This is a genomic window from Variovorax sp. V35 (assembly GCF_041154465.1).
Lineage (GTDB): Bacteria > Pseudomonadota > Gammaproteobacteria > Burkholderiales > Burkholderiaceae_C > Variovorax > Variovorax boronicumulans.
In genome coordinates this window covers 7,025,969-7,046,952 of sequence record NZ_AP028666.1, presented here as the reverse complement: position 1 = coordinate 7,046,952, position 20,984 = coordinate 7,025,969, and the positions used below count along the sequence as shown (strand labels likewise).

The following is a 20,984-nucleotide window of genomic DNA, read 5'->3' as shown; positions in this document are numbered from 1 at the left end:
CCGGCGCCATCGTATGCGACGCCGTGGCCGGTGCGAAGACAGGCCCGATGGCGCATCCGGGCTTCTTCAGGCCCCGAGGGCCGCCAGGGCCACGCCACCCGCGAGGCGCGCCTCGACGCAGCGGCGCACGCTGGCCGGCGTGCCGTCCTGCGCCAGCAGCGCGGGCCACTCGGCCTGGGCCTGGCGCACCGTGTCGCGCGCGATGGCCATCAAGCGCGCCGGCCGTAGCAGCCCGGCCGCGCGCAGCAGCGCCTCCAGCGCCGGCCCGTCGAAGGCGCGCAGCGTGGCGTCGATGGCGCGGTTGACGCCGTAATCGCGCGCCGGCACGTCCTCGAAGAAGGCGGCCACGCAGACCGGGTCGTACAGCGGCGCGAGCACCGGCGCCACGCCGTCGGGGTAGCGCAGCGCCCAGTTCTTCAGGTGCGCGTCGCTGTTGCCCAGCAGGATGAAGGCCACGAGGCGGCGCACGCACTCGCGCACGTCGGCCACCGGGTTCGGCGACAGGCGGTCGAGCACGCGCAGCATGGCGGGCCAGTCGGTGGCCAGGCCGCGGCCGTACTTCTGGCGCGGCTCGTACTGCAGCACCTGCGCGAACTCTTCCATGTGGATGCGCCCGCCCTCGGGCGTGCGGTCGAAGCGGCGCACCGCCAGGATCTGCGCGAAGGGCACCTGCTCGGGCAGGTCGGCGTCGGCGCGGTCGATCACGTGGGCCTGCGCGCAGTCGAGGCCGAGCGCGCCGCACAGGCGGTAGCCGGTGTATTCGTTGGCGACCAGGTCGGGGTGGCGTGTGCTCGGCAGCTTGAGGATGAACGAGCCCGCCGCGCCGTGGCGCTTGACCACGTAGCGCCGCCCGTCCTGCACCGCCGAGAACTTGGTCACCACGCCGGGGATGGCGGCGGCGTCTTCCACGGGCATCTCGACAAAGCCGGGTTCGAGCACGTCGAGCCCCAGCGCCGTGTGCCAGTGGCGCACGGTGTCGGGAATGCCCTCGGACGTGGGCACCGGCTCGACCTCGAGCGCGCCCATCAGGTCGTGGCCGGCGGCGGCCAGCAGCTCGAACTCGTCGTCGGCCGCGCAGCCGCGCTGCTGCGCCAGGCGCTCGCGGTTGTGGCCCTCAGGCAGCAGGTTCTGGAAATAGCTGGGCCAGCGGCCGTCGCTGCGCGAGACGCGGGTGTCGCGCGCCGAGGCCAGGATGGCGCGCGTGGCGGCCTCGTCGGCACCGCGGTACGCGAGCGACAGCGTGGGCCGGCCCGGGTCGGCGATGTAGGCCTCGTCGAAGGACACGCGCAGGATGTCGCCGTACTGCGAGAGGTAACCGATGGCGCGCCGCCCGCCACCAGGCAGGTGCAGGTGCATCCGCAGGTAGCGGATGCCGGTGTTGAAGACGGCGCGCGTGCTCACCGCCTCACCGGTTCTCGTCGGCCAGGCTCTGCGCGATGGACGGCGGCGCCCCCACGCCCGCCGGCTGGCCGAGCAGGCGCCCGCCCGAGCGCACGAAGTCTTCCAGCTGCGGGCGCAGGCTGGCGGGCACGGGCATCAGCTCGAGCCCCAGCACGCGGGCCATTTCGAGCAGCGTCGACAGGCGTGGATCGATCTGCCCGCTTTCGATGCGCTGCACCGTCATGCGCGACAGCCCGGCGCGCGTGGCCAGCGCCTCCTGGCTCAGGCCGCCGGCCTTGCGGGCTTTTTCGAGTTCTTCAGTGAGTTGGAGCATTGCAATGCGCTTTTATCGGAAATTGAGTAGCAATGCTATCTATGTGGGGCGGTGGCGGCAATAAAAAAGCGACCCACAGGTCGCTTTTTTGTTCAATTGCGCACTGAAAGGCGCAATGCGTCGTTCAGCCGTTCAGCTCAACACCACGCTGCTGAGGCGGCGGCGGTAGGTGGCCACCACAGGATCGTCCGGCGGAATCTGCCCGTCGGCGACCTTCACCTTCGGCGGCTCGATCACGTCGAGGATCGCGATGTAGGTCTTGCGCGCGAGGTCTTCGCTCCAGGTCTTGTCGCGCATGAGGATGTCGAGCAGCTCGTCCATCGCGTCGGTCCAGCGCTGGGCGGCCATCAGCAGGCGGGCGCGGTTGAAGCGGGCGTCGAAGTCGCGCTTGTTGACGGCGATCTTGTCGTCGAAATCGCCCAAAGTCGGCGCGGCGCCGGTCACGGGGGCGGCGAAATCGATGGCGTCCATCCAGCGCTGCAGCGAATCGAAGCGGCGCACCAGCGTGGTCTTGGCGATCACCGGGGCAAAGGCGACCTTGGCGTCGTCCACGCGGCCTTCCTGCAGCAGCAGCTTGATGTAGTCGAAGCGCGCGTCGTCGTTGGCCGGGTCGGTGGCCACGGCGTGCTGCAGCTTCTCGAGCGCGCCCAGGGTGTCGCCCTCGGCCAGCGCTTCCTGCGCGGCGGCGCCTTCCGAAGCCGCCTCGGCCTCATCCGCGCCCGGCACGTGCTTGTCGAGGAATTCGCGGATCTTCTCGGCCGGAATGGCGCCCACGAAGCCGTCCACCGGCTGGCCGTCCTTGAACATCACGCAGAACGGGATGCTGCGCACGCCGAACATTTCGGACAGCTGCGAGGAAATCTGCGGCACCTTGTCGGCGTCCAGCTTGGCCAGCGTGAAGCGGCCGGCGTACTCGGTTTCGAGCTTTTCGAGCACCGGGCCGAGCTGTTTGCAGGGGCCGCACCATTCGGCCCAGATGTCCAGCAGCACCGGCGTGGCGACCGAGCCTTCGATCAGCTCGGCCTGGAAATTTTCGAGAGTGATGTCGATCATCGGGAACAGCTGGGGGTGAAACGTAAAATTGAAACCATGAACGAAACCATTCAGGTCGGTGTAGTGATGGGCTCGAACTCCGATTGGGAGACGATGCGCCACGCGGTCGAGATTCTCCAGCAATTCGGAATCAGCCACGAAGCGAAGGTGGTCTCGGCCCACCGGATGCCCGATGCGCTGTTTGCGTACGCCGAAAGCGCCGTCGGGCGCGGGCTCACGGCGATCGTCGCCGGGGCGGGCGGCGCGGCCCACCTGCCGGGCATGCTGGCGTCCAAAACCACGGTGCCGGTGCTCGGCGTGCCGGTGGCCAGCCGCCACCTGCAGGGCGTCGATTCCCTCTACAGCATCGTGCAGATGCCCAAGGGCGTGCCCGTGGCCACCTTTGCCATCGGCACCGCCGGCGCGGCCAACGCGGCGCTGTTCGCCGTGGCCATGCTGGCGGTGAACAACCCGGCGCTGCGCGCCAAGCTCGACGCCTTCCGCACGGCCCAGACCGCCGCAGCGGAGGCCATGGTGCTGCCGCCGCCCGAAGCGGGCGCGCCGGTGTCCCCGTTCTCGCCGCAAGGCGGGGGTGCGCTGTGAGCACCGGCCATTCGGGTGACCTGCCCATCCTCCCGGGCGCCACGCTCGGCGTGCTCGGCGGCGGGCAGCTCGGACGCATGTTCGCGCACGCGGCCCAGCGCATGGGCTACTTCACCGCAGTGCTCGACCCCGACGCCGACAGCCCCGCCGGCCGGGTGAGCCACCACCACATCCACACCGACTACGCCGACGTCGACGGCCTGGCCCGCCTTGCCGGCCTAGCCGACGCGGTGACCACCGAGTTCGAGAACGTGCCTGCGCCCTCGCTGGAGCACCTGGCGGTGGCGCGGCCGGTGTCGCCCGCCGCCTCGGCCATCGCCATCGCGCAGGACCGCATCGCCGAGAAGGCGCACTTCACGCGCTGCGGCGTGCCCTGCGCGCCCTACGCCGTCATCGAGACCGCGGAGCACCTGGCCGCCGTTGGTGACCAGCTGCTGCCCGGCATCCTCAAGACCGCCCGCCTGGGCTACGACGGCAAGGGCCAGCAGCGCGTGAAGACGCGCGCCGAGCTGGTCGAGGCCTGGCAGGCCGCCGGCTGCGTGCCCTGCGTGCTCGAGAAGATGCTGCCGCTCGAGTTCGAGTGCTCGGTGATCCTGGCGCGTGGCCGCGACGGCCAGATCGTGCACTTCCCGCCGCAGCGCAATCTGCACCGCGACGGCATCCTCGCCGTGACCGAGGTGCACCCGCAGAACATGCCCAAGACCGTGGCGCAGGGCGCGGTCAATTCCGCCAAGAGCATCGCCAGCGGCCTCGATTACGTGGGCGTGCTGTGCGTCGAGTTCTTCGCGCTGGCCGACGGCTCGCTGGTGGTCAACGAAATGGCGCCGCGCCCGCACAACAGCGGCCACTACACGATGGAAGCCTGCGACGTGTCGCAGTTCGAGCTGCAGGTGCGCACCCTCGCCGGCCTGCCGCTGACCGCGCCGCGCCAGCACAGCCCCGCCGTCATGCTCAACCTGCTGGGCGACCTGTGGTTCCCGGGCGGCGAAGGCGACGGCGCCAAGCCGGTCGCGCCGCGCTGGAGCGAGGTGCTCGCCCTGCCCGGCACCCACCTGCACCTGTACGGCAAGCTGGCGCCGCGCCGCGGCCGCAAGATGGGCCACCTGACCCTCACCGGCGCCACGCTCGAGAGCGTGCGCGCCAATGCCTCGCAGGCCGCGCTGCTGCTGGGCCTGCCGGCGCTCGCATGATCCTCGACGGCCACGCTCCCGACGCCATCGCCGAGGCCGCGCGCGTGCTGCGCGCGGGCGGGCTGGTCGCCTTCCCGACCGAGACCGTCTATGGCCTGGGCGCCGACGCCAGCAGCGACACCGCCGTCGCCGGCATCTTCGTGGCCAAGGGCCGGCCGGCCGACCATCCGCTGATCGTCCACGTGGCGGCGGGCGCCAAGGGCGCGCAGGCGCTGTCGCGCTTCGCCCAGCCGCTGCCGCCTTTCGCGCAGAAACTCGTGCAGGCCTTCTGGCCCGGCCCGCTCACGCTGATCGTCACGCGCCAGCCCGGCGTGGGCACGGCGGCGGCCGGCGGGCAGGACACCATCGGCCTGCGCTGCCCCGCGCACCCGGTGGCGCAGGCGCTGCTCGAAGCCTGCGCCGAGCAGGGCGTGCCCGGCCTGGCGGGGCCCAGCGCCAACCGCTTCGGCCGCGTCAGCCCGACCACGGCGCAGCACGTGCACGACGAGTTCGGCGACGCGCTGCTGGTGATCGACGGCGGCGCCTGCGAAGTGGGCATCGAATCGACCATCGTCGACTGCAGCCGCGGCGCGCCCGTGCTGCTGCGCCCGGGCCTCATCACGCGCGACCAGATCGAGGCCGCCGTCGGCGAGCCGCTGCGCGACCGCGAGGTGCTCGACACGCCCGACCCGCGCGCCTCGGGCACGCTGGAGGCGCACTACGCGCCCGACGCCAAGGTGCGGCTGATGGACCCCAAGGCCATCCAGACCGGCCTCGATGTGCTCGGCGCCAACGCCGCGCACATCGCCGTGTGGACGCGCAGCAATGTGCGCAGCCGCTCGCAGCGCGTGCTGCTGCGGCGCATGCCCGACGACGCGGCGGCCACCGCGCAGCAGCTGTTCGCGGTGCTGCGCGAGTTCGACGCGCAGGGCGTGAAGCTGATCTGGGTCGAGACGCCGCCCGACACGCCCGAGTGGGAAGGCGTCAAGGACCGCTTGCAGCGCGCTGCAGCGGCCTGATCAACGCCGGATCGGCTGCTTGGCCGCGGGGCTCAGCCCCCGGCCGCCAGCACACCCTGGAAGAACCCGCGCGCTGCCGCCAGGCAGAACGGCGGCGCCAGCGTGCCGTGGTAGGCCGCGGTCACGGCGCGCGCCTTGTCGGCGGCGCTGCCCGGCGTGCTCTGCGTCAGCAGGTCCTTCGCTTGCGCGAAGCCGGCGCGTGCCGCCGAATAGCTGTCGGTGGTGCCGCGGTCTTCCAGGTCGACCACCGCGAGCGCGGCGGCGGGCATGCCCTTGGCGCGGAAGTAGCCGGCCGTGGCGCGCGTGCTCAGGAAGTTCACGGTCGGGTCGTTCGCGCCGCTGCACAACAGCATCGGCTTGGTCGGCACCCAGTTGCGCAGGTCGTTGGCGATGGCCGCCTTGCGGAAGCCCGTGGCGGGCTTGCAGTCCAGCGGCGTGGCCGAACCGAGCGACGCGGCCGTGGCCGGCAGCGCGTTGCCGGGGCAGGGGGCCGACTGGATGTCGGTGGCCGCCTGCGTGAGGAAGCTCTGCTTGATGAGGTTGTTGGCGCCGTAGAAGATCGCCAGCTCGGGGCTCACCGGGCCCGGCTTGCCGTCGGCCGGGAACAGCGCCAGCTGCGGCAGCTTGCCGCTGGAGAACAGGGTGCCCGGCGTGAGGGTGGGCAGCAGCGTGTCGATGCCGGTGGCGTACTGCGCTTCGTAGACGTCGCTGGTGCTGTTGTAGACGTTGCCGAACTGCTGCTGCCAGCTGGTCGACAGCAGCGGCACGAACAGCGTGGCGCCCAGCGCCGGCCAGCCCAGGTAGGTGTAGTCGGTCAAGAGGCTGATGGCCGAGGGCGCGGCCAGCGGGGCCGAGGCCGTCACCATCTTGCCGGTGGCCTGCATCTCGCGGTGCGCGGCCATCGCCACGTAGCCGCCCTGCGAATAGCCGGTGATGAACAGCGAGCCGGCGTCGTTCGCGCCGATGTCCGAGAAGGTCTTGCGCGCCGCGGCGAGCGCATCGACCATGTCCTTGCCCTGCTGCTCGCCGTTGAGGTACGGGTGGTAGGGCAGCGTCGACTTGTCGTAGCCCGCGTAGTTGGGCGCCACCACGATGTAGCCCTGCGCCGCGAACATGGCCGCCACCATCAGCCCTTCGCCGGCGGCCGGCTGGGTGGTGTCGGTCCACTTGGCGAGGTTGTAGTTGCGCGCCGGCGTGGTGCCGTGCGCGTACAGCACCACGGGGCGTGCGCCGCTGCAGGCCACGTCCGAACCCGAGGGCACCATGATCGCGGCGGTGGCGTTGGTGGCTTCGTTCTTGCCGCCGACGGTGCGGTACTCGAGGTAGCGCATGTCGACGCCGCACTTGGGCGTGCCGGTGACCTGCAGCAGCGCCTTGCCTTGGTCGGAGGCTTGCAGGCTGGCCCTGAACTGGTCGGCCGTGAGCTTGGTGCCCTGCTCGGGCGGGCTGGTGACGACCGAGCCGCGCCCGGTGTCGCTGCCGCCGCCCGGCGGCGGAAATCCGATGCCGACGCCGCCCCCACCGCCGCCCCCGCCGCAGGCGGCGAGCAGCAACGTGGCGCCGGCGAGCGTCGCCGCGGCGGTGACCCGGCGGACCGGGAAGGACGAGGGCTGTGAATGCCGTGGGTGCTGCAAGGTCAAGACGCGTCTCCTGGAGTTGTATCGAAAACGAACGAGCGTCCGATTCTGGGCAGCGCCATGGCCGCGCGCAAGCAGCGTTTGCGAGCAGAACCTATTCAGTAGCGGGGCGGCTCGGGCCCCGTCCGAGTCACTGGTCCTGCGCGGTCCAGTCGATCAGCGCGTCGAAGGCCGCGCGCGCGGCACCGGCGTTCTCGCCGTTGGCGATGGCCACCAGCACGTAGCGCCGACCGCTCGCGCCGTGCACGTAGCCGGCCACGCCCGAGGCGTCGCGCAGCGTGCCGGTCTTCAGGTGCGCCGCGCCGCCCGAGCGCAGCGTGCGCCGCTTCAGCGTGCCGTCCACGCCCATCGCGGGCAGCGAGGCCACCAACTCGGGCATCACGGGCGAGCGCCACGCCACCTGCAGCATCTTTCCGAGCGCGGCGGCGCTGATGCGCTCGTCGCGCGACAGGCCCGAGCCGTTCTCGAACACCGGCGACGCCTCGCCGGTGCCGATGCGCTCGCGCCACCACTGGCCCAGCGCGCTGCGCGAAGCCTCGAAGGTGCCGCGCTGCTTCTGCGTGAGGCCCAGCGTGAGGAACACCTGCTGCGCCATCACGTTGTTGCTGTACTTGTTGATGTCGCGCACCACCTCGGCCAGCGGCGGCGATTCGAAGTCGAAGGCCGGCTTCAGGCCCGCGGGCACGCGGCCCTCGCGCATCTGGCCGCCCACGCGCCCGCCCATTTCGGCCCACATGCCGCCGATGGCGCGCAGGCTGTAGGTGCGCGGATCGGCGTAGGCCACGGCCCAGCTCTTCTCGCCGCAGCCGGTGGGAAAGCCGCCGTTGAAGCGGATGCGGTTCACGTCGCTGAAGTCGGGCTTGAGCGCGCCGCGCCAGTCGCCGCATTCGCCGGGCGCCAGCGGCACCGTGGGCGGCATCGCCACGCTGGCCAGGGGAGGCTCGTAGCTCACGCGCGCGAACTGGCCGGCGCGGTCGGGCGCGAAGGTCATGTTGACCGACTTGAAGTTCACCAGCAGCGCATCGGGCGAGGCGTTGTAGGGGCGCAGCGGCTCGCCGTCGAAGGCGGCCGGGTCGTTCTCGACCGTGGTCTCGAAGGCGCTGCGGTCGATCACGATGTCGCCGCTCACAGTGGTGATGCCCAGGCTCTGCACGTGGCGCAGCAGCAGCCACACGCGCTCCAGCACCAGCTTGGGATCGCCCTGGCCCTTGATGTAGAGGTTGCCGTTGAGCACCCCGTTGGCCACCGTGCCCTCGACGTAGACCGGCGTGTTCCAGCTGTAGGCCGGGCCGAGCAGGTCGAGCGCCGCGTAGGTGGTCACCAGCTTCATGATCGAGGCCGGGTTCACCGGCACCTGCGAGCGCCAGGCCAGGCGCGGCGCGCGGCCCGCGTCGGCATCGGCCACGAGCAGCGTCACGGCCTCGCGCGACACCTTGGCGCGCGCGAGGGCGGCATCGACTTGAGGCGGGAGGGTTTGCTGGGCGAAGGCGCCGGCCGGGGCCAGCAGGGCGAGGGTCAGTGCGAGGGGCGCAGGGCGGAAGGCAAGAGGCATCCGCGGATTATCCCGGCGCGAAAACGTGCAGCTTCGCGTGGTACAGCAGCATGATCGTCTTGGCGTCGGCGATGCGGCCGTCGGCCACCATGGCCAGCGCTTCGTCGATGCCCAGCTCGAGCACCTCGATGTCCTCGCCCTCTTCCGCCAGCCCGCCGCCCGCGCCGACGCGCATCGAGGCCTCGTAGGGCGCGACGAAGAAGTGCAGCTTCTCGGTCACCGAGCCCGGGCTCATGAAGCTCTCGAACACCTTCTGCACGGTGCCGAGCCGGTAGCCCAGTTCTTCTTCCACCTCGGCGCGGATGCGTTCCTCGGGCGCGGCGTTGTCCAGCAGGCCCGCGGCCGCCTCGATCAGCAGGTCGTCGTGGCCGTTGACGAAAGCCGGGTAGCGGAACTGCCGCGTGAGCAGCACCGTGCGCTGGCCCAGGTGGTAAGGCAGCAGCGTGGCGCCGTTGCCTCGGTCGTAGGTCTCGCGGTGCATGCGCTGCCACTCGCCGTCGTTGCGCCGCCAGTCGAAGGCGGTGGTGCGCAGCGTGTACCAGTTGTCGGACAGGAGGGTGACTTCGTGCACCCGGACGCGGTCGTGAATGGTCATGGCGGCGAGCATAGAACCGAGTTCGTGCAATATCAAGAAGATTCGTGCAATAACGTGCAAGCACGTTACCATCGGCCCATGCTCACCAGACCGCGCAAGCAACACATCCTCTCGGTCCTGCGGCGCGACGGCCAGGTCGTCGCCAAGGCGCTCAGCGAGGAACTGGCCCTGTCCGAAGACACCATCCGCCGCGACCTGCGCGAGCTCGCGGCCGAAGGGCTGCTGCAGCGCGTGCACGGCGGCGCGCTGCCGGTCGCCGCGGCCGAGGCCGACTTCAGCGGTCGCCAGCAGCTCGCGCCCGACGAAAAAGTGGCCATCGGCCGCGCCGCCGCGCGCCTCGTGAAGCCGGGGCAGGTGGTGTTCATCGACGGCGGCACCACGGCCGTGCAGCTGGCGCGCCACCTGCCGCTCGCGCTGCAGGCCACGGTGGTCACGCACAGCCCGTCGGTGGCGGTCGAGCTGGCGGCGCACGCCGGCATCGAGGTGGTGCTGATCGGCGGGCGCCTCTTCCGGCATTCGATGGTGGCGGTCGGCGCGGCGGCCATGGCGGCCATTTCGCGCATCCATGCCGACACCTACTTCATGGGCGCCACCGGCGTGCACGCCGAGGCGGGCCTGACCACGGGCGATGCGGAAGAGGCCGAGATCAAGCGCGCGCTGATGGCCGCGGCGGCCGAGACCGTCGTGCTGGCTTCGTCCGAAAAGCTCGGGGCCGCATCGGCCTGGGTGGTCAGTCCGCTGGCGGGCGCGACGCAGCTGCTGGTGGCGCCGCAGGCGCCCGAGCAGGCGCTGGCGCCGCTGCGCGCGGCGGGGCTGGCGATCCTGCGCGCCGACGAGGCCGGCTGATTCGCCCCGCCCCTGCGCGGCCAGGGCCTGCCCTCGATAATGGCGGGATGCCCGCCGCGCCCCCGCAGACCTCCCCGCCCCTCCTGTCTCCCCGCATGCTCGGCATCGGCGCGGCCGTGGTCACCGTCGTGGTCTGGACCGCCTTCATCCTCATCGCGCGCGCCTCGGCCGCGCGCTCGCTCACGCCCTTCGACCTGGCCTTTGCGCGCGTCTGCGGCGCCAGCCTGGTGCTGGTGCCTTGGGGCGCATGGCTGGCGACGAAGCACCGCGGCGCGGTGTCGTCGTTCTTCGGCCTGTCGCCGCTGTCGCTGCGCGTGACCGCCACCGCCGGCATCTTCGGCGGCGTGGCCTACGCGCTCATCGCCTACAGCGGCTTCTTCTTCGCGCCGGCCGGCCATGCGGCCGTGCTGATGCCCGGCAGCCTGCCGCTGTGGACCACGCTGCTGGCCGCGCTGGTGCTGCGCGACCGCATCACGCCCACGCGCGCCATCGGGCTGGCGATGATCGTCGCGGGCGACCTCGTGGTCGGCGGGCGCAGCCTGCTGCACGCCTTCGAGGGCGGCGAGGTCTGGAAGGGCGACCTGATGTTCATGGGCGCCGCCTTCTGCTGGGCCTGCTACAGCGTGGTGGCGCGCCGCCACGGCCTGGACGCCGTGCGCGCGACCATCGCCATCACCGTGTTCGCCTTGATGACCTATGTGCCGGTCTACACCTTGCTGGTGGCCTCGGGCGCGGTCGTGAGCCACATCGGCAGCGCGCCGTGGGGCGAGGTCGCATTCCAGATGGCCTTCCAGGGCGTCGGCTCGGTGGTGATCTCCGGCATCACCTTCACCAAGATGATCCAGCACTTCGGCCCCGTGCGCACCACCATGATCACGGCGCTGGTGCCGGGCCTGTCGGCCTTCGGCGCGGTGCTCTGGCTGGGCGAACCGATGCACTGGAGCCTGGTCGCAGGCCTTGCGCTGGTGACGGCCGGCATCCTGTTCGGCGTGCGCAAGGCAGCGGCCGTGCGCGCCGCGCCGGCGCCGGTCTGCCCGACGCCGTGCCCGGCGGGAATGGGGCGTCCGAATGTCTGACAAGCTCCTGGCCTTCGACACGAGCACCGAGCACCTGTCGGTCGCGGTGCGCCACGGCGACCGCGTGCTGGCGCACAGCGGCGTGGGCGGCGCGCAGGCGTCGAGCACGCTGCTGCCATTGATTCGCGAGTTGCTCGCCGACGCGGGGCTCGCGCTGGCCGAACTCGACGCCATCGTCTTCGGGCGCGGCCCGGGCTCCTTCACCGGCCTGCGCACCGCCTGCTCGGTGGCACAGGGCCTGGCCTTCGGCGCCAAGGTGCCGCTGCTGCCGGTCGACACCTTGCTGGCCGTGGCCGACGAGGCGCGCCATGCCTTCGGCGCGCAGCGCGTGGTGGCCGTGCTCGACGCGCGCATGGACCAGCTCTACGCCGCGCACTACGACTTCGCCTCCGCCGGCCCGTTCGGCGGCGATCCCGAGCCGCTGCTGCTCGCCCCCGAGGCGCTCGAGGTGCCGGCCGGCTGGGCGCTCGCCGGCAACGCCTTCACCGCCTACGGCCCGCGCCTGGCGGGCGCCACGGCCCGCCACGAAGTGCTGCCCACGGCCGCCGCCATGCTGCGGCTGGCGCCCGCGCTGCTCGCGGCCGGCCGCACCGTGCCCGCCGCGCAGGCCTGGCCGCTCTATGTTCGCGATAAAGTGGCGCAAACCACCGAGGAACGCGCCGCCATCAAGGCGGCGGCCGCCGTTCCGCCGAACCCCGCATGAGCGCTGTCCTCCAGTCCGTCGAAGCCCGTCTTGAACCGCTCACCGTCGAGCGGATCGATGCCGTGTGCGCGGTCGAGCAGACGGCCTACACGCACCCCTGGACGCGCGCCAACTTCACCGATTCGATGGCCGTGGGCTACCACTGCCAGTGCCTGCTGGCGCCCGGCGTGGCGCCGGGTGTCGAGTCGCCGTGCACGAGCCTGGGCGAAACGCTGATCGGCTACTTCGTCGCCATGAAGGGCGTGGACGAGGTGCACCTGCTCAACATCACCGTGGCGCCGGCCTTCCAGCGCCAGGGCTGGGCGCCGCTCATGCTCGAGGCGCTGGCCGGCTGGTCGCGCGGCGAGGGCGCGCTGTGGCTGTGGCTCGAGGTGCGCGAAAGCAACCGGCGCGCGCTCGACATCTACCTGCGGCAAGGCTTTCGCAGCGTCGGCGTGCGCAAGGGCTACTACCCGGCGTTCGACGGCAAGCGTGAAGACGCGGTCGTCATGAGCATGCGCCTCAACGAAACAGGCTCCGCCTGGGGAGCTTTGCGATGACGGACACCGCGGTCCACACCCTGCGCCTGGACGCGCGCCAGCGCGCCATGCTCGACGAGATGGGCGTGAAGGTCTGGTGGCCCGTGCCGCCGGAACCCGAGATCGAAGTCGAAGCCGAGCCAGAGGCCCCCGTGGCCGCTGATTCGGGCATGCCCGACATGCCCGAAGGCCCGCCGCTGGAGCTCGACGATCGCGACCAGGCCTACGACGCACCGCCTCCGCCACGCCCGGCGCCCGTCGCCCGCCCCGTGGCCGCTCCGGCGCCGCGTCCCGTCGCAGCGCCGCCCGTCGCGCAAGGCGCCGCCGTGCTGGTCGAAGCACCCTGCCGCCTGTACGCCGACAAGGCCGACGCCGCGGCGCCGGTGCAGGGCGGCTGGCTGGTCGTGGCCGACATGCCGCCCGAGGCCGACGGCCGCCACGGCGAGCCCTTCGCGGGCGACGCCGGCCGCCTGCTCGACAACATGCTGCGTGCGCTGAAGCTGCACGACGGCCGCACACCCGTGCACCTGATGCGCACGCACCGCGGCGTGGCCGCCGGCCAGCCCGGCAGCCCGCAGCCGATCGATGCCGCCTTCGACGCCCACGCGGCGGCGCTGGCGCCCAGCATCGTGCTGGCGATGGGCCCGCTGGCCGCGCAGAGCCTGATGCAAAGCCGCGATCCGCTGGGCAAGCTGCGCGGGCGTGCCGTGCCGCTGGCGTCGGCCAACGGCGTGCCGGTGGTGGCCACGTACCACCCCGCCTACCTGCTGCGCAACCCGGCCGACAAGGCCCGCGCCTGGGCCGACCTGTGCCTGGCGGCGGAGCAGGCCACCCCTTCGGCCTGAGGCCGGCGGGCGGGGTCCGTAAAATCGGGCCCCATGACTTTCCTCGACAAGCTGGCCGCTGCACAGCAAACCAACGGTTCGTTGCTCTGCGTGGGCCTCGACCCGGAGCCAGCCAAATTCCCGGGGGCGTACAAGGGCGACGCCAGCCGCATCTATGACTTCTGCGCGCGCATCGTCGACGCGACGGCCGACCTGGTCATCGCCTTCAAGCCCCAGATCGCCTACTTCGCGGCCCACCGCGCCGAAGACCAGCTCGAACGCCTGATGGAGCACATGCGCCGCAACGCGCCTCACGTGCCCACCATCCTGGACGCCAAGCGCGGCGACATCGGCTCCACCGCCGAGCAGTACGCGCTCGAAGCCTTCGAGCGCTACGGCGCCGACGCCGTGACCCTGTCGCCCTTCATGGGCTTCGACTCGGTCGCGCCGTATCTCCAGTACGAAGGCAAGGGCGCCTTTCTGCTGTGCCGCACCAGCAACCCCGGCGGTTCCGACCTGCAGGGCCAGCGCCTGGCCAGCGTCGAGGGCCAGCCCTTCCTGTACGAGCACGTCGCCCGCCTGGCGCAGGGCCCGTGGAACCTCAACGGCCAGCTCGGCCTCGTGGTGGGCGCGACCTACCCGGCCGAGATCGAGCGCGTGCGCGAACTCGCGCCGACGGTGCCGCTCCTGATCCCGGGCGTCGGTGCCCAGGGCGGCGACGCGGTCGCCACCGTGCGCGCCGGCTGGCGCGCCGACGCGCCGATCATCGTGAACTCGTCGCGGGCGATCATCTACGCCTCGTCGGGCGAAGACTTCGCCGATGCGGCGAAGAACGCGGCGCGCACCACGCGCGACGCATTGGAAGCAGCCAAGCCCTGACGGGCTTTCAGTTCCGCCGCAGGCGGGTGAAGAGCTCGAACTCCCAGTTGCGCATGCCCAGCAGCAGGGTGTAGCCCTCGCGGTCCTTGGCCGACAGCTTCTGGTCGGTCTGGTGCTGCTGCGCAAAGTCTTGCGCCACGCGCTGCAGCCGCTCCATGAAGGCGGGCGCGAGCGACCGGCTGATCGAGCCGTGCACCAGCAGCAGGCCTTCGGCCGGGCCGTCGAAGCCGCCTTTGTAGTAGTCGAGCACCACGTTCTCGCGGAAGAACTCCATCACCGGGCCGTGCGGGCGCCAGCGGAAGGTCTTCGCGAGCTTCAGGCGGTACCGGTTGAGCGGGCGCAGCTCGATGATGCCGATGCGGTCCAGCTGCGCCAGGCAGCCGATGCACTCGGCCTCGGTGATCCGGTACGACGCCACGATCTGCTCCAGCGTCCACTGGCTCAGCACGCTGATCGCCACCAGCAGCAGCTTCTTGTCCTTGACCACAGCCTTTTCCTGCTCGTGGGTCAGTTCCTTCAGCAGCGGCTGGGCGTCGGCCACGCGCCGCGCCAGCTCGGCGAAATCGATCTTCAGGGCGCGGCAGATCGCGTCCACGCGCGACAGCGGCATGTCGCTCTTGGCCAGCATGCGCTTGACGCTGGACTCCGCCATGTCCAGCGACCGGGCCAGGTCGGCATACGTCATGCGGGCGCTTTTGAGTTCGTTCTTGAGGGCCTGGACCAGGTCGACGGTGGTGCTCATGAAGGGAGGGTACGGGTTGAAGGTATAGGAAAAGGATACCGAAGGGAGTGAAATAGTGCCTCGTATCGATTCTCGATGCCTGGGGGAGGGCTGGCAACTAGATTCCACCCGCCAGCCACCACCCCACCGAGGAACGCCATGCTTCTGCCCACCCTGACACGCCGCGAACGCGGACTGTTGTTCACCTTCGCGCTGCTCCTGCTCGTCGCCTTCTTCGGCCCGGCGCTGCCGGCCGCCGACGTGGCGATCGCCTCCGTGTTCGCCGACAACCGGCCGCTGTTTCACCTGCCCAACGCGATGGACGTGCTGAGCAACCTGCCGTTCCTGGCCATCGGCTGCCTGGGGCTGTACCGGCTCAACCGCATCGACCGCTCGCACCAGGAGGCGCTGGCCGGGTTCCCGCTGGCGCCGCCCGCCAACGACCCGCCGGACAACACGCTGGACTGCGCCTGGCTGTTCTTCGCCGGCCTGATCGCCACCGCCGCGGGCTCGGCCTTCTATCACCTGATGCCCGACGCGCCCCGCCTGGCCGCCGACCGCGCCGGCATGGCCGTGGCTTTCGCGGGCCTGATCGGCATCGCCGTCTGCGAACGCGTCAGCCAGCGCGCTGGCTGGCCGGCCGCCTGGTTCGTGCTCACGGCCGGCCTGCTGGCGGCCGAGGTCTGCCAGGAAACCGGCAATGTGCTGCCCTGGGCGCTGGTGCAGTTCGGCGGCATGGCGGTGGTGCTCACGCTGGCGCTGGCCACGCCGATGCGCGGCGCCGTCGGGCTCAAGCTGGGCTGGGTGATCGCGTTCTATGTGGTGGCCAAGGCCTTCGAACTGGGCGACCACGCCATCTACGAAGCCACCGGCCACCTCGTGTCGGGCCACACGCTCAAGCACCTGGTGGCGTCGCTGGCCGGCCTGCCTGTGCTGATGGCGCTGTACCGCCTCGAAAAGGGCTGGCGCGCCACCCTGCTGCGGCACAATCCCGACCCTGCCGCGATTGCGGTGTGACGCGGCCTGACCACCGGAACGCCGGTGGCGCAGCGGTAGAAGACAAAGAGGAGATTGCATCGCATGACAACCCCCGCCGCCGCCGCGACTGCGCCCGTGGTGCATGAGCCCAACGCCCACGCGAACCAGTTCGCCCTGCTCGGCCAGCGGCGCTTCGCGCCCTTCTTCTGGACCCAGTTCGCGGGGGCCGCGAACGACAACCTCTTCAAGTTCGCCTTCACCGTCATGGTGACCTACCAGCTGCAACTGAGCTGGATGCCGCCGGCCTTGGCGGGCCTGGTGATCGGTGCGCTGTTCATCCTGCCTTTCCTGCTGTTCTCGGCCACGGCCGGGCAGCTGACCGACAAGTTCGACAAGACGAAGATGATCCGCTTCGTCAAGAACCTCGAGATCGCGATCATGGTGATCGCCGCCTGGGGTTTCGTGCGCGCCGACGCGGTGGTGCTGCTGGGCTGCGTGTTCCTTATGGGGCTGCACTCCACACTGTTCGGGCCGGTCAAGTTCGCCTACCTGCCGCAGGTGCTCGACTCGCGCGAGCTCACGGGCGGCAACGGCATGGTCGAGATGGGCACCTTCGTCGCCATCCTGCTGGGCCAGGTGGCGGGCGGGCTGCTGGTGGCGATGCCGCAGATCGGCCACACCACGGTGGCCGTGGCCTGCCTGCTGCTGGCGCTGGTGGGGCGCGGCGTGGCGCAGGCCATTCCGCCCGCGCCGGCCACCGATCCCAGCCTGGTCATCAACTGGAACCCCTTCAGCGAAACCTGGCGCAACCTGATGCTGGCGCGCGAGAACATCGTGGTGTTCCGCTCGCTGCTGGGCATCTCGTGGATGTGGTTCTTCGGCGCGGTGTTCCTGAGCCAGTTCCCCAGCTTCGCCAAGGAAGTGCTGCACGGCGACGAGCAGGTGGCGTCGCTGCTCTTGGTGGTGTTCTCGGTGGGCATCGGCGTGGGCTCGCTGCTGTGCGAGACGCTGAGTCGTCGTCAGGTGGAAATCGGCTTGGTGCCGCTGGGCGCCATCGGCATGAGCGTGTTCGCCATCGACCTGTACTTTGCCTCGCGCGCGCTGCCCCCGGTGACGGGCATGGGCCTGGGCGCCTTCATGCAGCAGCCGGCGCACTGGCGCGTGATGGCCGACCTGGGGCTGCTGTCGCTCTTCGCGGGCCTGTACAGCGTGCCGATGTACGCCCTGATCCAGCTGCGCAGCCAGCCCACGCACCGCGCACGGATCATCGCGGCGAACAACATCCTCAACGCGCTCTTCATGATCGGCAGCTCGGTGCTGGCGGGCGCGCTGCTGGGCGCGGGCTTCACCATTCCGCAGATCTTTTTGTTCACCGGCATCGCCAATGCGGTGGTGGCGTTCTACATCTTCATGCTGGTGCCCGAGTACCTGCTGCGCTTCGTGGCCTGGGTGCTGTCGCGCTTCGTGTACCGCTTCGACATCAAGGACGACCAGCACATTCCCACCGAGGGCGCCGCCGTGCTGGTGTGCAACCACGTGAGCTTCATCGACGCGGTGCTGCTGATGGCCGCGAGCCCGCGCCCGATCCGCTTCATCATGGACCACCGCATCTTCAAGGTGCCGGTGCTCGGCTGGCTGTTCAAGCTGGCCAAGGCCATTCCGATCGCACCGCAGAAGGAAGACCCGGCCGCGTACGAGGCGGCCTTTGCCAAGGCCATCGGCGTGCTGCGCGAGGGCGACCTGCTGGGCATCTTCCCCGAAGGCGCGATCACGCGCGATGGCGAGCTGCAGCCCTTCAAGGGCGGCGTGATGAAGATCCTTGAGGGCGCGCGCGCCGAAGGCATCGAACCGCCCGTGGTCCCGATGGCGCTGACCAACCTCTGGGGCTCGTACTTCAGCCGCATCGAGCTGCGCGGCGGCCAGCAGGTCGCCATGGCCAAGCCTTTCCGTCGCGGCTTCTTCAGTCGCGTGGGCCTGCGCGTCGGCCACCCCGTGGCGCCGCAGGAAGTGCAGCCCGAGACGCTGCGCCAGCGCGTGGCCGGCCTGCTGGCCTCCTGAGGCGTGCGCCCCAAAGTATCTCTTCGGGATACTGCGGGACGCCAGGATCGCAACTGGTTGAAGTATTCGAGTCCCGCGGCGTGAAGGCGAACCATCATTCGCTCACCTTCACTGCGCCGCGAGGCCTTCATGCAACCCCTCTCATCCTCCACCGTTTCGATCACCCAGCGCGGCCTGCCGGCTTCGCGCAGGACCGCCCTGGCGCGCTCGATGGCCGCCCTGGCCTTTGCCGCCTGCGCCGCGTTCGCGGGTGTCGCGACGCCGCTGCCCGCACGGGCCCAGAGCGAGGCCTCGGCCGCGCTGTCGCTGCTGCCCGTGGCCTCGGTGGTCGGTGCTGCGTCGGTCGTCGGTGCATCGGCCACTGCGGTGGTCGCCGTGCCCGCGGCGCTGTCGGTGGGCGGCTCGGTGCTCACCGTGATCGCGGTCGAGGCCTCGGTCGACGGCGCCGTCTACCTGCTCGAACGCGCCTCGGACGGCGCCCGCGCCAGCGTCAAGGTGATGGGGCGCGCCACCCGTGGCGTGTCGGCGGCCGCCGGCACGGCCGTGGTCGTGAGCGTGATCGGCACCGGTGTCGTGCTCTCGGCCGCGGGCGAGGTGCTGGCCTTCGTGCCCAACGCGGTCGGCCGCGCACTGCTCCACAACGAAAGACTGTCGTGAAACCCGCCCTGCGCCCCGCGCTGCTGCTGGCGTTCGCCGTCGCAGCGGTGCTGCCCTTGCAGGCGAACGCCGGCCGCTCGTGCGAACAGGTCAGGCCGACGCCGGCGCTGATCGTCAAGGGCATGCAGCTGGCCGAGCGCACCTCGCAGCAGCTCGATGCGAGCGGTGCGCGCGTGGTCATCCTGGCGCGCGCCGGGCAGGACCTGAGCAAGTACGGCCTGCGCTATTCGCACCTGGGCATCGCCTACAAGACCGACGAGGGCCCGTGGCGCGTGGTGCACAAGCTCAACCACTGCGGCACGGCGGTGGCCGCGGTCTACCGGCAGGGGCTGGGCGAGTTTTTCCTCGACGACCTGTGGCGCTACGAGGCCGCGTGGTCCGTGCCCACGCCTGCGGTGCAGGCGCAGCTGCTGGCCGCGGTGCGCGAGCCCGATGCGCGCCTCGTGCGCCTGAACGTGGCGCCCTACAGCATCGTGAGCTACGCCTGGGGCCAGAAGTACCAGCAGTCGAACCAGTGGGCGCTCGAAACGTTGGCCGCGGCGATGGAGCCCGCCACCATCGGCACCCGCGCGCAGGCGCAGGCCTGGCTGCAGTTCAAGGGCTACGAGCCCACCACGCTGAACCTCGGCCCGCTGACCCGCCTGGGCGGGCGCGTGGGCTCGGCCAACATCGCGTTCGACGATCATCCGAACGAGAAGCGGTTCTCGGACCGCATCGAGACCGTGACCGTCGACTCGGTGTTCACTTGGCTGCCGCGCGCGGGCCTGGGCGCGGCGCCAGTCACACTCAAGCTCTGAGCGAAACGAAGAAAAGAAAGAAGGAACGACCATGAGCAAATCCCTGCGCCTGTCCGAGAAGTGGTTCCGTCGCGGCCTCTGGCTGGTGGCGTTCGTGTTCGCGAGCTTCCTGATCGGGCTGGGCAGCACGATCGTGGGCGACCTGCCGCAGGTCGAGCGCGTGCGCGTGCTCGACGACTTCATCGACAAGCCCGCGGCCGAGCCGCTGCGCGCCACCATCAAGGCCTCGGAGGCCGCCGAGCTGCAGGCCGCGCGCGACCTCGACCAGGCGCAGTTGCAGCTCAACACGGCGCAGCAGGCCAGCGCCAACGCGCGCGAGACCTTCGGGAACTGGATCGCCACGCGCCGCGCCACCGCGCAGCCCGACCAGGACACCGAGCTCATCGCGCGCACCAAGGCGCTCGACGCCTTCAAGCAGAAGGAAGACGCGGCGCAGCGCAAGGCCGACGCGCAGCGCCAGATCGCGCTCGACGCGCGCCAGGCCGAGCAGCGCGCGCGCGCGGCATTGGGCGTGCTGGAGCACGACGCGCAGCAGCGCCTGGACGCCGAGTACCGCCGCATCGAACTGCGCGTGTTCGGCTACCGGCTCGCGCTGACCCTGCCGCTGCTGCTGGTGGCCGGCTGGCTGTTCGTGAAGAAGCGCAAGAGCACCTACTGGCCGTTCGTGTGGGGCTTCATCTTCTTTGCGCTGTTCGCCTTCTTCGTCGAGCTGGTGCCCTACCTGCCGAGCTACGGCGGCTACGTGCGCTACGTGGTGGGCATCGTGCTCACGGTGCTGGTGGGGCGCTATGCCATCGTGGCGCTCAACCGCTACCTGGCGCGCCAGAAGCTCGCCGAGCAGCAGCCCGACCAGGTGCGCCGCGAAGAGCTGAGCTACGACGTCGCGCTGGCCCGGCTGGCCAAGAGCGTGTGTCCCGGCTGCGAGCGGCCGGTCGACCTGAAGAACAACGAGATCGACTTCTGCCCGCACTGCGGCATCGGCCTGTTCGACCACTGCGGCCACTGCAGCACGCGCAAGAGCGCGTTCTCCAAGTTCTGCCATGCCTGCGGAACCTCGGCCGCTGCACATACACCTGTGACCGGCACTGCGCAATCGGTCACGCCGGGCGCACCGGTTCAGCCGGCCGCGTAGCGAAAGCGCCGCACGGTCGTGCTACAACCCCGGGCTGCGTCACGCAACGCCGTGCCGCGGGTTTTCCCATTCACATTGACGGAGCACACCCATGAGCATTTTCGGCAAGATTTTTTCCAAGATTTTCCCGTCGGCCAACGCCGCTGAAGTCGTCGCCGCACCGCCGGCGGCTGCACCCGGCGCGCCGGCCGTTGCCGCACCGCCGCCCGCGATCCCGCTGGGCGACGTGCCCGCCGTCCTGGACGCCATGCCCGGTGCCGCCGGCCTGAACTGGCGCACCTCGATCGTCGACCTGCTCAAGTTGCTGGGCTTGGACAGCAGCCTTGCCGCGCGCAAGGAATTGGCCAGCGAAATCCTCTACAGCAACGGCGAACCGGGTTCGGCCGAATGGAACATCGGCCTGCACAAGCAGGTGATGAGCCGCATCGCCGCCAATGGCGGCACGCTGCCGGCCGAACTGCGCGACTGATCGTC

At 70.8% G+C, this 20,984-nt stretch carries 22 protein-coding genes; 15 read left to right on the top strand and 7 right to left on the bottom strand.

Annotated elements, in window-relative coordinates; translation table 11 throughout:
- Positions 1 to 66: 66 nt before the first annotated feature.
- The 3 genes from ACAM42_RS32615 to ACAM42_RS32605 form a co-directional block, all read right to left on the bottom strand.
- Complete coding sequence (locus tag ACAM42_RS32615) at positions 67 to 1,356, bottom strand: type II toxin-antitoxin system HipA family toxin (RefSeq protein WP_369632831.1); 1,290 nt, start codon at positions 1,354 to 1,356, stop codon at positions 67 to 69.
- A 49-nt stretch (positions 1,357 to 1,405) separates the two neighbouring features.
- On the bottom strand, positions 1,406 to 1,714 hold the full coding sequence (locus tag ACAM42_RS32610; protein WP_062481916.1) for a helix-turn-helix domain-containing protein: 309 nt from the start codon (positions 1,712 to 1,714) through the stop codon (positions 1,406 to 1,408).
- A gap of 132 nt (positions 1,715 to 1,846) precedes the next feature.
- A complete protein-coding gene (locus ACAM42_RS32605; protein WP_369630616.1) occupies positions 1,847 to 2,767 on the bottom strand; it encodes a tetratricopeptide repeat protein in 921 nt (306 codons plus the stop codon).
- A 36-nt stretch (positions 2,768 to 2,803) separates the two neighbouring features.
- Here ACAM42_RS32605 and purE point away from each other — a divergent pair, with 36 nt between their 5' ends.
- Genes purE through ACAM42_RS32590 form a run of 3 tightly spaced genes read left to right on the top strand, consistent with a single transcriptional unit; the run spans position 2,804 to position 5,537 of the window.
- Positions 2,804 to 3,349 (top strand): 5-(carboxyamino)imidazole ribonucleotide mutase, encoded by a 546-nt coding sequence (purE, locus tag ACAM42_RS32600; RefSeq protein WP_369630615.1) that lies wholly within the window; start codon positions 2,804 to 2,806, stop codon positions 3,347 to 3,349.
- Complete coding sequence (locus ACAM42_RS32595) at positions 3,346 to 4,539, top strand: 5-(carboxyamino)imidazole ribonucleotide synthase (protein ID WP_369630614.1); 1,194 nt, start codon at positions 3,346 to 3,348, stop codon at positions 4,537 to 4,539. Before purE ends, ACAM42_RS32595 begins: the two co-directional genes overlap by 4 nt.
- Positions 4,536 to 5,537 carry an L-threonylcarbamoyladenylate synthase gene (locus ACAM42_RS32590; RefSeq protein ID WP_369630613.1) on the top strand — a complete coding sequence of 334 codons (1,002 nt, stop codon included), beginning with the start codon at positions 4,536 to 4,538 and terminating at the stop codon, positions 5,535 to 5,537. Before ACAM42_RS32595 ends, ACAM42_RS32590 begins: the two co-directional genes overlap by 4 nt.
- A 32-nt stretch (positions 5,538 to 5,569) precedes the next feature.
- Here the strand turns inward: ACAM42_RS32590 and ACAM42_RS32585 are convergent, their stop codons facing one another.
- The 3 genes from ACAM42_RS32585 to ACAM42_RS32575 form a co-directional block, all read right to left on the bottom strand.
- Entirely contained in the window at positions 5,570 to 7,171 is a 1,602-nt protein-coding gene (locus ACAM42_RS32585; RefSeq protein WP_369632830.1) for an alpha/beta hydrolase family protein, read from the bottom strand.
- A gap of 133 nt (positions 7,172 to 7,304) precedes the next feature.
- Positions 7,305 to 8,726: a D-alanyl-D-alanine carboxypeptidase/D-alanyl-D-alanine-endopeptidase gene (gene dacB, locus ACAM42_RS32580; protein ID WP_369630612.1), complete on the bottom strand. Its 1,422-nt coding sequence runs from the start codon at positions 8,724 to 8,726 to the stop codon at positions 7,305 to 7,307.
- A 7-nt stretch (positions 8,727 to 8,733) separates the two neighbouring features.
- Complete coding sequence (locus ACAM42_RS32575; RefSeq protein ID WP_139700716.1) at positions 8,734 to 9,321, bottom strand: GDP-mannose pyrophosphatase; 588 nt, start codon at positions 9,319 to 9,321, stop codon at positions 8,734 to 8,736.
- Positions 9,322 to 9,399: 78 nt separating this feature from the next.
- Here ACAM42_RS32575 and ACAM42_RS32570 point away from each other — a divergent pair, with 78 nt between their 5' ends.
- The 6 genes from ACAM42_RS32570 to pyrF all read left to right on the top strand — a co-directional run bounded on the left by ACAM42_RS32570 (position 9,400) and on the right by pyrF (position 14,167).
- Positions 9,400 to 10,167: a DeoR/GlpR family DNA-binding transcription regulator gene (locus ACAM42_RS32570; RefSeq protein WP_369630611.1), complete on the top strand. Its 768-nt coding sequence runs from the start codon at positions 9,400 to 9,402 to the stop codon at positions 10,165 to 10,167.
- Between the two features lie 95 nt (positions 10,168 to 10,262).
- Positions 10,263 to 11,243, top strand: a complete 981-nt coding sequence (locus ACAM42_RS32565) for a DMT family transporter (RefSeq protein WP_369630610.1) — start codon at positions 10,263 to 10,265, stop codon at positions 11,241 to 11,243.
- A complete protein-coding gene (gene tsaB, locus ACAM42_RS32560) occupies positions 11,236 to 11,946 on the top strand; it encodes a tRNA (adenosine(37)-N6)-threonylcarbamoyltransferase complex dimerization subunit type 1 TsaB (protein WP_369630609.1) in 711 nt (236 codons plus the stop codon). The genes ACAM42_RS32565 and tsaB overlap by 8 nt, the downstream gene beginning before the upstream one ends.
- Positions 11,943 to 12,485, top strand: coding sequence for a ribosomal protein S18-alanine N-acetyltransferase (rimI, locus tag ACAM42_RS32555; protein ID WP_062483095.1), 543 nt, complete (start codon positions 11,943 to 11,945; stop codon positions 12,483 to 12,485). Before tsaB ends, rimI begins: the two co-directional genes overlap by 4 nt.
- Positions 12,482 to 13,309 (top strand): uracil-DNA glycosylase family protein, encoded by an 828-nt coding sequence (locus ACAM42_RS32550; RefSeq protein ID WP_369630608.1) that lies wholly within the window; start codon positions 12,482 to 12,484, stop codon positions 13,307 to 13,309. Before rimI ends, ACAM42_RS32550 begins: the two co-directional genes overlap by 4 nt.
- Positions 13,310 to 13,342: 33 nt before the next feature.
- Positions 13,343 to 14,167, top strand: a complete 825-nt coding sequence (gene pyrF, locus ACAM42_RS32545) for an orotidine-5'-phosphate decarboxylase (protein ID WP_062477481.1) — start codon at positions 13,343 to 13,345, stop codon at positions 14,165 to 14,167.
- 7 nt (positions 14,168 to 14,174) lie between these two features.
- Here the strand turns inward: pyrF and ACAM42_RS32540 are convergent, their stop codons facing one another.
- Positions 14,175 to 14,909 carry a helix-turn-helix transcriptional regulator gene (locus tag ACAM42_RS32540; RefSeq protein WP_070063207.1) on the bottom strand — a complete coding sequence of 245 codons (735 nt, stop codon included), beginning with the start codon at positions 14,907 to 14,909 and terminating at the stop codon, positions 14,175 to 14,177.
- A 138-nt stretch (positions 14,910 to 15,047) separates the two neighbouring features.
- Here ACAM42_RS32540 and ACAM42_RS32535 point away from each other — a divergent pair, with 138 nt between their 5' ends.
- The 6 genes from ACAM42_RS32535 (at position 15,048) to ACAM42_RS32510 (ending at position 20,979) form a co-directional block, all read left to right on the top strand.
- Entirely contained in the window at positions 15,048 to 15,905 is an 858-nt protein-coding gene (locus ACAM42_RS32535) for a hypothetical protein (RefSeq protein ID WP_369630607.1), read from the top strand.
- Positions 15,906 to 15,968: 63 nt separating this feature from the next.
- Positions 15,969 to 17,924 (top strand): MFS transporter, encoded by a 1,956-nt coding sequence (locus tag ACAM42_RS32530; protein WP_369630606.1) that lies wholly within the window; start codon positions 15,969 to 15,971, stop codon positions 17,922 to 17,924.
- Positions 17,925 to 18,134: 210 nt separating this feature from the next.
- Positions 18,135 to 18,581, top strand: a complete 447-nt coding sequence (locus tag ACAM42_RS32525) for a hypothetical protein (RefSeq protein ID WP_369632829.1) — start codon at positions 18,135 to 18,137, stop codon at positions 18,579 to 18,581.
- Positions 18,578 to 19,378: a DUF2145 domain-containing protein gene (locus ACAM42_RS32520; protein ID WP_369630605.1), complete on the top strand. Its 801-nt coding sequence runs from the start codon at positions 18,578 to 18,580 to the stop codon at positions 19,376 to 19,378. Before ACAM42_RS32525 ends, ACAM42_RS32520 begins: the two co-directional genes overlap by 4 nt.
- 31 nt (positions 19,379 to 19,409) lie before the next feature.
- On the top strand, positions 19,410 to 20,510 hold the full coding sequence (locus ACAM42_RS32515; RefSeq protein WP_369630604.1) for a serine endopeptidase: 1,101 nt from the start codon (positions 19,410 to 19,412) through the stop codon (positions 20,508 to 20,510).
- Between the two features lie 91 nt (positions 20,511 to 20,601).
- Complete coding sequence (locus tag ACAM42_RS32510) at positions 20,602 to 20,979, top strand: DUF3597 domain-containing protein (protein WP_070063202.1); 378 nt, start codon at positions 20,602 to 20,604, stop codon at positions 20,977 to 20,979.
- Positions 20,980 to 20,984: the final 5 nt, after the last annotated feature.

Bases quoted from the DNA above. Each gene is read 5' to 3' on its own strand.
- ACAM42_RS32615 (WP_369632831.1), bottom strand. From the start codon at position 1,356: ATGCACCTGCACCTGCCTGGTGGCGGGCGGCGCGCCATCGGTTACCTC.
- ACAM42_RS32610 (WP_062481916.1), bottom strand. From the start codon at position 1,714: ATGCTCCAACTCACTGAAGAACTCGAAAAAGCCCGCAAGGCCGGCGGC.
- ACAM42_RS32605 (WP_369630616.1), bottom strand. From the start codon at position 2,767: ATGATCGACATCACTCTCGAAAATTTCCAGGCCGAGCTGATCGAAGGC.
- purE (WP_369630615.1), top strand. From the start codon at position 2,804: ATGAACGAAACCATTCAGGTCGGTGTAGTGATGGGCTCGAACTCCGAT.
- ACAM42_RS32590 (WP_369630613.1), top strand. From the start codon at position 4,536: ATGATCCTCGACGGCCACGCTCCCGACGCCATCGCCGAGGCCGCGCGC.
- dacB (WP_369630612.1), bottom strand. From the start codon at position 8,726: ATGCCTCTTGCCTTCCGCCCTGCGCCCCTCGCACTGACCCTCGCCCTG.
- ACAM42_RS32575 (WP_139700716.1), bottom strand. From the start codon at position 9,321: ATGACCATTCACGACCGCGTCCGGGTGCACGAAGTCACCCTCCTGTCC.
- ACAM42_RS32570 (WP_369630611.1), top strand. From the start codon at position 9,400: ATGCTCACCAGACCGCGCAAGCAACACATCCTCTCGGTCCTGCGGCGC.
- ACAM42_RS32565 (WP_369630610.1), top strand. From the start codon at position 10,263: ATGCTCGGCATCGGCGCGGCCGTGGTCACCGTCGTGGTCTGGACCGCC.
- tsaB (WP_369630609.1), top strand. From the start codon at position 11,236: ATGTCTGACAAGCTCCTGGCCTTCGACACGAGCACCGAGCACCTGTCG.
- rimI (WP_062483095.1), top strand. From the start codon at position 11,943: ATGAGCGCTGTCCTCCAGTCCGTCGAAGCCCGTCTTGAACCGCTCACC.
- ACAM42_RS32550 (WP_369630608.1), top strand. From the start codon at position 12,482: ATGACGGACACCGCGGTCCACACCCTGCGCCTGGACGCGCGCCAGCGC.
- pyrF (WP_062477481.1), top strand. From the start codon at position 13,343: ATGACTTTCCTCGACAAGCTGGCCGCTGCACAGCAAACCAACGGTTCG.
- ACAM42_RS32540 (WP_070063207.1), bottom strand. From the start codon at position 14,909: ATGAGCACCACCGTCGACCTGGTCCAGGCCCTCAAGAACGAACTCAAA.
- ACAM42_RS32535 (WP_369630607.1), top strand. From the start codon at position 15,048: ATGCTTCTGCCCACCCTGACACGCCGCGAACGCGGACTGTTGTTCACC.
- ACAM42_RS32530 (WP_369630606.1), top strand. From the start codon at position 15,969: ATGACAACCCCCGCCGCCGCCGCGACTGCGCCCGTGGTGCATGAGCCC.
- ACAM42_RS32525 (WP_369632829.1), top strand. From the start codon at position 18,135: ATGGCCGCCCTGGCCTTTGCCGCCTGCGCCGCGTTCGCGGGTGTCGCG.
- ACAM42_RS32515 (WP_369630604.1), top strand. From the start codon at position 19,410: ATGAGCAAATCCCTGCGCCTGTCCGAGAAGTGGTTCCGTCGCGGCCTC.
- ACAM42_RS32510 (WP_070063202.1), top strand. From the start codon at position 20,602: ATGAGCATTTTCGGCAAGATTTTTTCCAAGATTTTCCCGTCGGCCAAC.